The sequence below is a fragment of the Sphingomonas glacialis genome, assembly GCF_006439055.1.
Lineage (GTDB): Bacteria > Pseudomonadota > Alphaproteobacteria > Sphingomonadales > Sphingomonadaceae > Sphingomonas > Sphingomonas glacialis_A.
The window spans coordinates 956,373-965,549 of sequence record NZ_RCZC01000002.1 but is presented as its reverse complement, the minus strand read 5'-3'; the positions used below and the strand labels follow the sequence as shown (position 1 = coordinate 965,549).

Annotated in this window: 14 protein-coding genes; 8 read left to right on the top strand and 6 right to left on the bottom strand. The window is 67.0% G+C overall.

Annotated elements, in window-relative coordinates; genetic code table 11:
• Positions 1-95: 95 nt before the first annotated feature.
• From EAH76_RS08455 to EAH76_RS08440, 4 genes are all read right to left on the bottom strand, one after another.
• Positions 96-305 (bottom strand): DUF2842 domain-containing protein, encoded by a 210-nt coding sequence (locus EAH76_RS08455; RefSeq protein ID WP_140849798.1) that lies wholly within the window; start codon positions 303-305, stop codon positions 96-98.
• The gene (locus tag EAH76_RS08450) at positions 302-847 is read right to left on the bottom strand and encodes a 5-formyltetrahydrofolate cyclo-ligase (RefSeq protein ID WP_140849797.1); all 546 of its coding nucleotides are present in this window, start codon (positions 845-847) and stop codon (positions 302-304) included. Before EAH76_RS08450 ends, EAH76_RS08455 begins: the two co-directional genes overlap by 4 nt.
• A 399-nt stretch (positions 848-1,246) precedes the next feature.
• A complete protein-coding gene (locus tag EAH76_RS08445; RefSeq protein WP_140849796.1) occupies positions 1,247-1,534 on the bottom strand; it encodes a cell division protein ZapA in 288 nt (95 codons plus the stop codon).
• Entirely contained in the window at positions 1,534-1,722 is a 189-nt protein-coding gene (locus EAH76_RS08440; protein WP_140849795.1) for a hypothetical protein, read from the bottom strand. The genes EAH76_RS08445 and EAH76_RS08440 overlap by 1 nt, the downstream gene beginning before the upstream one ends.
• Before the next feature lie 179 nt (positions 1,723-1,901).
• Here EAH76_RS08440 and gap point away from each other — a divergent pair, with 179 nt between their 5' ends.
• The 3 genes from gap (at position 1,902) to EAH76_RS08425 (ending at position 4,647) form a co-directional block, all read left to right on the top strand.
• Complete coding sequence (gene gap / locus EAH76_RS08435) at positions 1,902-2,912, top strand: type I glyceraldehyde-3-phosphate dehydrogenase (protein ID WP_140849794.1); 1,011 nt, start codon at positions 1,902-1,904, stop codon at positions 2,910-2,912.
• A 140-nt stretch (positions 2,913-3,052) separates the two neighbouring features.
• Positions 3,053-3,460, top strand: a complete 408-nt coding sequence (locus tag EAH76_RS08430) for an MOSC domain-containing protein (RefSeq protein WP_140850432.1) — start codon at positions 3,053-3,055, stop codon at positions 3,458-3,460.
• Positions 3,457-4,647 carry a phosphoglycerate kinase gene (locus EAH76_RS08425; protein WP_140849793.1) on the top strand — a complete coding sequence of 397 codons (1,191 nt, stop codon included), beginning with the start codon at positions 3,457-3,459 and terminating at the stop codon, positions 4,645-4,647. Before EAH76_RS08430 ends, EAH76_RS08425 begins: the two co-directional genes overlap by 4 nt.
• 74 nt (positions 4,648-4,721) lie before the next feature.
• On the opposite strand, the gene EAH76_RS08420 is transcribed toward EAH76_RS08425, so the two are convergent.
• Positions 4,722-5,228, bottom strand: coding sequence for a TlpA family protein disulfide reductase (locus EAH76_RS08420; RefSeq protein WP_140849792.1), 507 nt, complete (start codon positions 5,226-5,228; stop codon positions 4,722-4,724).
• A gap of 47 nt (positions 5,229-5,275) precedes the next feature.
• On the bottom strand, positions 5,276-6,484 hold the full coding sequence (locus tag EAH76_RS08415) for an MFS transporter (RefSeq protein WP_140849791.1): 1,209 nt from the start codon (positions 6,482-6,484) through the stop codon (positions 5,276-5,278).
• 134 nt (positions 6,485-6,618) lie between these two features.
• Between EAH76_RS08415 and EAH76_RS08410 the strand changes: the two genes are divergently transcribed.
• From EAH76_RS08410 to EAH76_RS08390, 5 genes are read left to right on the top strand one after another with little or no spacing between them, the layout of a single operon-like run.
• Entirely contained in the window at positions 6,619-7,527 is a 909-nt protein-coding gene (locus EAH76_RS08410; protein ID WP_140849790.1) for a class I fructose-bisphosphate aldolase, read from the top strand.
• 35 nt (positions 7,528-7,562) lie between these two features.
• Positions 7,563-8,012 (top strand): hypothetical protein, encoded by a 450-nt coding sequence (locus EAH76_RS08405; RefSeq protein ID WP_140849789.1) that lies wholly within the window; start codon positions 7,563-7,565, stop codon positions 8,010-8,012.
• The gene (thiE, locus tag EAH76_RS08400) at positions 8,002-8,700 is read left to right on the top strand and encodes a thiamine phosphate synthase (RefSeq protein WP_140849788.1); all 699 of its coding nucleotides are present in this window, start codon (positions 8,002-8,004) and stop codon (positions 8,698-8,700) included. The genes EAH76_RS08405 and thiE overlap by 11 nt, the downstream gene beginning before the upstream one ends.
• A gap of 32 nt (positions 8,701-8,732) precedes the next feature.
• Complete coding sequence (relB, locus tag EAH76_RS08395) at positions 8,733-8,927, top strand: type II toxin-antitoxin system RelB family antitoxin (protein ID WP_140849787.1); 195 nt, start codon at positions 8,733-8,735, stop codon at positions 8,925-8,927.
• Entirely contained in the window at positions 8,905-9,177 is a 273-nt protein-coding gene (locus EAH76_RS08390; RefSeq protein WP_140849786.1) for a type II toxin-antitoxin system RelE/ParE family toxin, read from the top strand. The genes relB and EAH76_RS08390 overlap by 23 nt, the downstream gene beginning before the upstream one ends.

Below are 9,177 nucleotides of genomic sequence, written 5' to 3'. Positions count from 1 at the left end.
TCTCCGGCCAACTGTCGTGCTGCCGCGGCTCAGTCGGTCGTGTTTTGCAGGATCGTCTCGGGCGCTTGAATGTGGCCCCGCGAATCATGCGCTGCCTACCAGGTGCCGGTTTCCATCCACGCCAACATGCGCCGGAGCGGCAAAACCCAGATCCAGGCGATTCCCGCGATAAGGTAGAACAGCGCCTGCAGCAGCGGGTGCCACCCACCGACCACGCCCGACAGACTCGCCGCCGCCACGCACCACAGGCCGATCAGGACGAGGATGGCGAGCATCCCGACCGGTTTGCGCCAGCTTGGGGTCATGGGCGTTCGATCCATCCGGTTTCGGTGATGATCGCGTGGAGCGGCATGTCCCACGCGTCGGTCGGCAGGGTTTCGACCTGTTGTACGCTCCACGCAACGCCGATTCGGCGCGCGGTGGGGAATTGCGCGAAGGCGCGGTCGTAATAGCCCGCGCCCTGGCCGAGCCGGTCGAGCTTGGCGTCGAAGGCGAGCAGCGGCGTCAGGATGATGTCGGGGGCGAGCGCCTGTGCCTCGCTGGCGGGCTGGTGGAGGCCGTAGGGGCCCGCCTGAAGCGCAGCCTCGGTATCCCAGGCGAGGAAGCGCATCGGTTCGCTGCGCGTCGTGACGTGCGGCAGCGCGATGCTGCATCCGGCCTCGACCGCGGCGCGTGCGAGCGGGGAGGGGTCGGCTTCGCTGCCGATCGGAACGTAGGAGGTGACGGTCAGGCCGGGCGCGAGCAGCGCCAGCAATTCTGGCGGCGGCACGATGGCGGGCGGACCGCCTGCGAAGAAGGCGTCGCGCGCGGCGCGGATACGCGCGCGCAGGGCCCGCTTGTCGATCACCACCCGTCGCCCCGGCGAAGGCGGGGGCCGCTATGTCGGGCGCGATGGGCTGGCCGTGCGCGCACCGCTGGCCGGCCCCGGCCTTCGCCGGGGCGACGGGGATGTTGCGAGGATGGGGACGCGGTGGTCCGGGCGCGCTGGGCTGGCCGCGTGCGCGTCGCCGGCCGGCCCCGGCCTGTGCCGGGGCGACGGAGGTGTCGCAAGGTTTGGGAAGCGGTGGCGGGACCGCCATGGCCGTGTGCCGGGTTATCCTCTGACGCGCGGTACGTCAGGTGGGGATCATGTGCTTCGGGCCAAGACCCTAGCAGGGACAACCCCCTTGGATGATGAATAGCCTCAGGGATAATAAAGGCTCGTACCGGGCAGTGCCCGCCACCAGAGGATATAGGCGCTGTGCGGCTATTGCTCAAGGGAGTTGGCGAGCGATTCGAGCCGCTCGGCGATCGTGGTGAGCAGCACCTCGTCCTTGATCTCGGCCGGGCGGCGATTGGCCTCCTCGAGCGAGTCGGCGAGCATCAAAGCAACGAACATCATCGTGCGCTCGCCGCTGAGCCCGCCCGAAGCGCGCACCGCCATCGGCCACTGCGCGTCGAGCATCGCCGCGAGGCGGCGCAACTGGTCCTCCTGCCCGTCGGGCGAGGCGACGACGTGGCGACGATCGCCGATCTCGAGCGTGACGTCGGCCATCAGGCTTCGCTCTCGCGCGCGATCACCGCGTCGAGCGCGGAGACGGCTTCGGCCATGCGGGTGCGGAGTTTTTCGTGGCGCTTCTGCAGCGCGGTGTTGCTGGCGGTGCGGGCGGCGGCGGCGGCTTCGATGCGCTCCAGCGCGCGGTCGATGCGGTCGAGGGTCGAGGAGGTGGAGGTGTCTGCCATTCCGAGTGAGATAGCATGGCACACCGCCCGAACAAGGCGGGTTCGTGCGCGCGCCGCCCGACTCGCCGCGCGTTCGGGGCGGTTGACGCGCTCGCCGCGCGCCCGCAAAGACGCGCGCATCGAAGAAGAGTCGGCGGCGCGCCGCCGATCGACCGCAAGTGCTTGAAGGAGCCAGGACGATGACGATCAAGGTAGCGATCAACGGTTTTGGGCGCATTGGCCGCCTTGTTGCGCGTGCTGTGCTCGAGCGCGGCGACACGGGTCTCGAACTGGTGGCGATCAACGATCTCGCCGATGCCAAGTCGAACGCCTGGCTGTTCAGCCGCGATTCGGTCCACGGCAAATATCCCGGTGAAGTTTCGGCCGAGGGCAATGACCTCGTCGTCGACGGCAAGCGCATCCGCGTCACCGCCGAGCGCGACCCCGCCAATCTCCCGCACAAGGAACTGGGCGTCGACATCGTGCTCGAGTGCACCGGCTTCTTCACCGATCGCGCGAGCTGCCAGAAGCATCTCGACGCCGGCGCCAAGAAGGTGCTGATCTCGGCACCGGGCAAGGGCGTCGACCTGACCGTCGTGTTCGGCGTCAATCACGACAAGCTGACCGCCGAGCATACGATCGTCTCGAACGCGTCGTGCACGACCAACTGCCTCGCGCCCGTCGCCAAGGTGCTCAACGATGCGATCGGTATCGAGCGCGGTCTGATGACCACGGTTCATGCTTACACCAACGACCAGAAGATCCTCGACCAGATCCACCCCGATCTGCGCCGTGCGCGCGCAGCGGCGATGAACATCATCCCGACCACGACGGGTGCCGCCCGCGCCGTCGCCGAAGTGCTGCCCGAACTGAAGGGCAAGCTCGACGGCTCGGCGATCCGCGTTCCCGTGCCGGATGGCAGCCTCGTCGATCTGTCGTTCGTCCCGTCGCGCGACACGACGCGCGAGGAAGTCAACGCGGTGCTCAAGGCAGCGTCGGAGAGCGGTCCGCTCAAGGGTGTCCTGGTCTATTCGGACGAGCCGCTCGTCTCGATCGACATCGTCCACACGCCGGCATCGTCGACGGTCGACAGCCTCGAGACCGCGGTGATGGACGGCAAGCTCGTCCGCGTCGTCAGCTGGTACGATAACGAATGGGGCTTCTCGAACCGGATGGTCGATACCGCCGGCGCGATGGGGAAGTTCCTCTGATGCAAGACGCCGTCGCCCCGGCGCAGGCCGGGGCCGCTCTGCTGGAGGGCTCTACGCCCGATACCGCAGCGGCCCCGGCCTTCGCCGGGGCGACGGGGGTTTTGGCGGGTATCGCCCGCCACGGCCGACCCAAGGGGCCGATGGAGACGATCGATCATGTCGAGGTCACGCTCGACGGCGGTCTGCACGGCGATTTCCGCGGGACGATCAAGCCCGGCGGCAAGGGGCGGCGGCAAGTGACCTTGCTCGAGCGCGCCGACTGGGAGGCCGCGATGGCCGAGGTCGGGCACAGCCTCCCGTGGTTCGAGCGGCGTTCGAACCTACTCGTCGAAGGCGTTGATCTGCCACAGATTGCCGGCACCAAATTGCGGATCGGGGACGATGTCGTCCTCACCATCACGCGCGAGACCGATCCGTGCGAGCGCATGGAAGCGCTCGCGCCGGGCCTCAAGGCGGCGCTGCTGCCCGATTGGCGCGGCGGCGCCTGTTCGCGTGTTCTTGTCGGCGGGATCATCCGCGTCGGCGATTCTATCAGGGTGGAACCATGACAAGAGCTTTCAAGACCCTCGACGACATGGGCGACGTGCGCGGCAAGCGCGTGCTGGTCCGCGAAGACCTCAACGTGCCGATGGCCGACGGAAAAGTCAGCGATGACACGCGCTTCCGCGCAACCTTGCCGACGGTGACCGAACTGTCGGACAAGGGCGCGATCGTGCTGATCCTCGCGCATTTCGGGCGGCCCAAGGGCATGCGCAATCCCGACATGTCGCTGGCGTTGCTGACCAAGCCGTATGAGACGGTGCTCGGCCGCCCGGTCCAGTTCGTCGATTATGACGGCGCGGCCGACGCGATGGCCAACCTTCAGCCGGGCGACGTCGCGATCCTCGAGAATACGCGCTTCAACGCCGGTGAAGAGAAGAACGACCCGGCCTTCGCGGCGGAGCTCGCCGCGCTCGGCGATTTCTACGTCAACGATGCCTTCTCGGCGGCACACCGCGCGCACGCCTCGACCGAGGGGCTCGCGCATCTGCTCCCGGCGTTCGCCGGTCGCGCGATGGAGACCGAACTCGACGCGCTCGACAAGGCGCTCGGCAATCCCGAGCATCCCGTCGCAGCCGTGGTCGGCGGCGCCAAGGTGTCGACCAAGCTCGACGTGCTCAAGCACCTCGTCGCGCGCGTCGATCATCTGATCATCGGCGGCGGCATGGCCAACACATTCCTTGCGGCGCGTGGTGTCGATGTCGGAAAAAGCCTGTGCGAGCATGAGCTTACCGGCACTGCTGAAGAGATCTTTGCAGCGGCCGAGCAGGCGAATTGCACGATCCATCTGCCCTATGACGTCGTGGTGGCGAAGGAATTCCGCGCCAATCCGCCGGTCCGCATCGTCAATGTCCACGAAGTCGCCGCCGACGAGATGATCCTCGACGTGGGGCCCGCGGCGACCGAGGCGCTGGCCGACGTGCTCAAGAACTGCCGTACCCTGGTGTGGAACGGCCCGCTCGGCGCGTTCGAGACGCCGCCGTTCGATACGGCGACGGTCGCGCTGGCGAAGACCGCTGCGGCGCTGACCAAGAGCGGTTCGCTCGTCTCGGTCGCTGGCGGCGGGGATACCGTCGCGGCGCTCAACCAGGCGGGTGCTGCGGACGACTTCACCTTCGTCTCGACCGCGGGCGGTGCGTTCCTGGAATGGATGGAAGGCAAGGACTTGCCGGGGGTTGCTGCGCTTTCGCGCTAAGTCCCGATGACACTGACGATCCCCTTTCGCGGCAGAGGCCGGGGAAGGGGGCCGGGGAAGGGGATTGTCGGGGCTCAACCTGCCGGCACGGGTTCCTGCAGCAGTGGCACGAGCAATGTGTTCAGCTCGTCGAGTTCGAACGCGTTCGCCTTGGCGTAGCGCAGCCGCCCCGCGCGATCGATGATGAAATTGGTCGGCACGCCCGCCATCGCGGCGTAGGGCCCCTTGATCCGCCGCGCCGACTGCATGTGCATCACTGCGAACAGTTTCTTCAGCTGGTAGGGCTGGAGCGAATCCTCGGTCGCGATCGCGAAGACCTTGAGGCCGTGGCTTTTCTGCGCCTCGTAATAGGCGTCCAGCAGCGGCAGCTCCTTCTTGCATGGTCCGCACCACGTCGCCCAGAAATTGAGCACGACGACCTGGCCGCGAAGCTGATCGGAAGACACCTTGCTGCCGTCGATCAGCGTCAGCTCGAACGGCGGGGCAGGCTCCCCGACAGTCAGGGGCGCACGCGCGCCGAGCAGCAAGACTGTCGCCGCCGCCAGCATCAGGCTGGCGGAGACTTTCGATATGATCGGCATCGTTGCGCCCCCCTTTCTCCGCAGAGTGTCGCGGATGCGGCGGGCCGTCAATCCGCGGGCCGAGGCTCCGCGCTGCGGGTCGAACGGCGGTCGAACAGCAGATAGAGCAGCAGCGCTACGCCGCCGATCGCCGCGCCGATCAGGCTCGACAGCGACCACCCACCCGCCGCGAAGCTCGCGCTGCCGATCAACGATCCGCTCGCGCCGAAGACGAAGACGATCGTCATGTACGCGGCGTTGATCCGTCCGCCCGCGCTGCTGTCGAGCGCGAAGATGATGCGTTGCCCCGAGATCTGGTTGAGCTGGACCGCTGCATCGATCAGCACCGCGGTCACCGCGAAGGCGATCAGCGCGCTTGCCGCGACGACCAGATCGGCGGCGACGAACGACACGGTGAGCAGCGACAGCGCGAACAGCGTCGTGGCCCGCGCGCGACCCTTGTCGGCGAAGTAGCCGGCAATCGGCGCCGCGAGCGCGCCGCCCGCGCCGGCGAGCGCGAACAACGCAACGCCGTTCGCGCCCAGCCCGAAACGCTGCGTCAGGACAAGCGGCGCCACGGTCCAGAACAGGTTGAACGCGATGAACAACAGCGCCTGATACGCCGCGCGCAGCCGCAGCGCGGGATAGCGCCGTAGCAGTTCGAACGACGAGGCGAGCAACGCCGCATAGCGCAGCGTGCTTTCGGGCCGCCGCACCGGCAACATCAGCAGCAAGGCGAGCCCCACCAGGGCAGTGACGCCAGCCGAGCAGAAGAACAGCGCGCGCCATCCCAAAGCGCCGGCGACGAAGCTCGCGATCGGCCGCGCGAGCATGATCCCGGTCAGCAGTCCGCTCATCACGAGCCCGATCGTACGGCCTTGCCGCGCCTGGCTGCTCAGTTTCGCCGCGAGCGGCACGAGAATCTGCGCGCCGACCGAACAGATCCCCATGATCGATGCCGCGACCAGAAACGTGCGCGGCCCCTCCGCCATCGCGATGCCGATGCAGCCGAGCGCCGCGCCGGCGGTGGCGATGAGGATCAGGCGCTTGTTCTCGATCAGGTCGGACAGCGGCACGATGAAAGCGAGGCCGAGCCCATAGCCGAGCTGGATCAGCGTGACGATCCCGCCGGCCGCCGCTGGCGACAGGCCGATGTCGGGGCCGATGATCTCGATCAGCGTCTGCGCATAATAGAGATTGGCGACCATCGCGCCACAGGCGACCGCCATCAGCACGGTGACGATAGGGGACAGGTCGTGCGTATCAGGATCGCTCATCGCACAGCGAAAGCGCGCGGGCCGGCAAAAGGCAAGTGCGCAGGGCACAATCACCTGGCCCGAGATTGCTGCGTTGCAGTGCAATGCAAGGCTGACTATCAGCCGCATAAAGAGTCACAACTGGAGAGCTGTCGATGACCCCAATAGTCCAAGCCATTCTCGACAAATATGAGTCGGATAGCCCTGCGACCAAAGCGAATCTTGCGCGCATTCTGATGCATGGCAAGCTCGGCGGCACGGGCAAGTTGGTGATTCTTCCGGTCGATCAGGGCTTCGAACACGGCCCGGCACGCAGCTTCGCGGTCAATCCGGCGGCGTATGACCCGCATTATCATTGGCAGCTCGCAGTCGACGCCGGCCTCTCGGCCTTTGCCGCACCGCTCGGCATGATCGAGGCGGGCGCACAGACCTTTGCGGGCCAAGTCCCGACGATCCTCAAGGTCAACAGCTCGAACAGCTGGGCGCAGGGCGCCAACCAGGCGGTGACGGGCTCGGTCGAGGACGCGGTGCGGCTCGGCTGCGCAGCGATCGGCTTCACCATCTATCCGGGCTCGGACGACCTGTTCGAGATGATCGGCCAGATCCGCGAAATGTCGGCCGAAGCCAAGTCGGTCGGCATCGCCACCGTGATCTGGTCGTATCCGCGCGGCGGCGTGCTGCCCAAGTCGGGCGAGCTCGCGCTCGACGTCGGCGCCTATGCGGCGCACATTGCGGCGTTGCTCGGCGCCCACATCATCAAGGTCAAGCTGCCGAGCGATCATATCGAGCAGAAAGAGGCCAAGCCGCTGTACGAGGGCACCGACTGGTCGAACCAGGCGGACCGCGTCAAGCATGTCGTCCAGTCGAGCTTCGCCGGACGCCGCGTGGTGGTCTTCTCCGGCGGCGCAGCCAAGGGCGCCGACGCGGTCTATCAGGACGCGCGCGACATTCGCGACGGCGGCGGCAACGGCTCGATCATCGGGCGCAACACCTTCCAGCGCCCGCGCGAGGAAGCGCTCGAGATGCTCGGCAAGATCATCGCGATCTACAAGAACGAAGAATAGCCGTGGAATTCGCCTATCATCGTAGCCTGGCTCCGATGATAGGCGTTCTGCTCGGCATCGCGATCGTCGAGATCCTGGTGGTGCATCTCGTCGTCGTCGCCTGGCTCGGTTGGTGGGCGGCGCTCATCGTCGGCGTGCTCGATGCTTCGCTGGTGATCGCGCTGATCGGCCTGCTCCGATCGTTCCGGCGCTTGCCGGTGACGCTGGTCGACGGCCTGCTGACGATGCGCGCTGGGTCGCTCCGATCGGTAGCGATCCCCGTCGCGCAGATCGCGGGCTTGCGTGCCAGCTGGGATGCCGCGGCGATCAAGCAGCGCGGCGTGCTCAACCTGGCGCTGGCGAGCTGGCCGAGCGTATTGGTCGATCTCGACCCGCCGATCGAACTGCGCCGCGGGCGCCGGCTCCACGCGGTCGCACACAAGCTCGATGATCCCGTGGCTTTCCATGCCGCGATCGCGGCGCTATCGCCGCGCGATGGATATTGAAGACGCACGCGGCGAAGACCCGCTCGGCCCGCTCGACCCCAATTTCGCCGCACGCTTCACGCGCGACATCCGGCGGCCGCCGTGCCAACTCTATCTCGTCTCGCCGCTCGATGTCACCGGCGGGTTCGCCGACCGGCTCAAGCGCGCGCTCGACGCCGGCCCGGTCGCGGCGTTCCAGTTTCGCGTCAAGGACGTCGATCAGCACCTCGCCGCCGCGCTGGCCGATCCGCTGCAGCGGATTTGTGCCGATGCCGACGTCGCCTTCATCGTCAACGACAGCATCTCGCTTGCCAAGCGGCTCGGCGCCGATGGCGTGCATCTCGGGCAGGAAGACGGCGACCCGCGCGAGGCGCGCGCCGAGCTGGGGCCGACCGCGCAGATCGGCGTGTCGTGCCACGACAGCCGCCACCTTGCGATGGAAGCGGGCGAGGCGGGGGCGGATTATGTCGCGTTCGGCGCCTTCTATCCGACGACGACCAAGGTGACCGAGCATGTCGCCGATCCGGTGCTGCTGAGTTGGTGGACGACGGTGTTCGAAATCCCCTGCGTTGCGATCGGGGGGATCACGCCGGCCAATGCCGCGCCGCTCGTCGCGGCCGGCGCGGACTTCCTCGCCGTATCGAGCGCGGTATGGGGCGGGGACGAGGCGGCGGCGGTTCAGGCCTTCGCGGCGGTGCTCGCCGGGTAGAGACTCGGGCGCGTTTGTGCTATGGCCTGGTCATGGCCAAGCTGTCTCCGATCGAGTCCGAATTCGCCACCACCGAGGAGGCCGAGGCGTACGACGTCTGGTTTCGGGCGAAGGTGCAGGAAGCGCTGGACTCGACCGAACCCGACGTTCCGCATGACGTTGTGATGGCAGGGGCTCGGGCGATCATCGAAAAGCACAAGGCAGATGCGGCTCGTCTGGCGCGCTAAGGCGCAGAGAGACTTTGACTCGATCGTCGATTATATCGCCAAGCGTAATCCTGCGGCTGCCGAACGACTTGACGCTCTCATCCAGCGATCGGTCGAGTTGCTGGTGTCACATCCGTTCATGCACCGGGCTGGACGCATTCCAGAGACGCGTGAAGCCGTTGTCCACCCGAATTATATCGTGGTCTACCGTGTTCACAATGAGGTGATCACGATCATCGCCGTCCTGCACACCCGGCAGGATTACCCCTAA

Coding starts and splice junctions, on each gene's coding strand:
- EAH76_RS08455 (WP_140849798.1), bottom strand. CDS start 305: ATGACCCCAAGCTGGCGCAAACCGGTCGGGATGCTCGCCATCCTCGTC.
- EAH76_RS08445 (WP_140849796.1), bottom strand. CDS start 1,534: ATGGCCGACGTCACGCTCGAGATCGGCGATCGTCGCCACGTCGTCGCC.
- EAH76_RS08440 (WP_140849795.1), bottom strand. CDS start 1,722: ATGGCAGACACCTCCACCTCCTCGACCCTCGACCGCATCGACCGCGCG.
- gap (WP_140849794.1), top strand. CDS start 1,902: ATGACGATCAAGGTAGCGATCAACGGTTTTGGGCGCATTGGCCGCCTT.
- EAH76_RS08430 (WP_140850432.1), top strand. CDS start 3,053: ATGGAGACGATCGATCATGTCGAGGTCACGCTCGACGGCGGTCTGCAC.
- EAH76_RS08425 (WP_140849793.1), top strand. CDS start 3,457: ATGACAAGAGCTTTCAAGACCCTCGACGACATGGGCGACGTGCGCGGC.
- EAH76_RS08420 (WP_140849792.1), bottom strand. CDS start 5,228: ATGCCGATCATATCGAAAGTCTCCGCCAGCCTGATGCTGGCGGCGGCG.
- EAH76_RS08415 (WP_140849791.1), bottom strand. CDS start 6,484: ATGAGCGATCCTGATACGCACGACCTGTCCCCTATCGTCACCGTGCTG.
- EAH76_RS08410 (WP_140849790.1), top strand. CDS start 6,619: ATGACCCCAATAGTCCAAGCCATTCTCGACAAATATGAGTCGGATAGC.
- EAH76_RS08405 (WP_140849789.1), top strand. CDS start 7,563: ATGATAGGCGTTCTGCTCGGCATCGCGATCGTCGAGATCCTGGTGGTG.
- thiE (WP_140849788.1), top strand. CDS start 8,002: ATGGATATTGAAGACGCACGCGGCGAAGACCCGCTCGGCCCGCTCGAC.
- relB (WP_140849787.1), top strand. CDS start 8,733: ATGGCCAAGCTGTCTCCGATCGAGTCCGAATTCGCCACCACCGAGGAG.
- EAH76_RS08390 (WP_140849786.1), top strand. CDS start 8,905: ATGCGGCTCGTCTGGCGCGCTAAGGCGCAGAGAGACTTTGACTCGATC.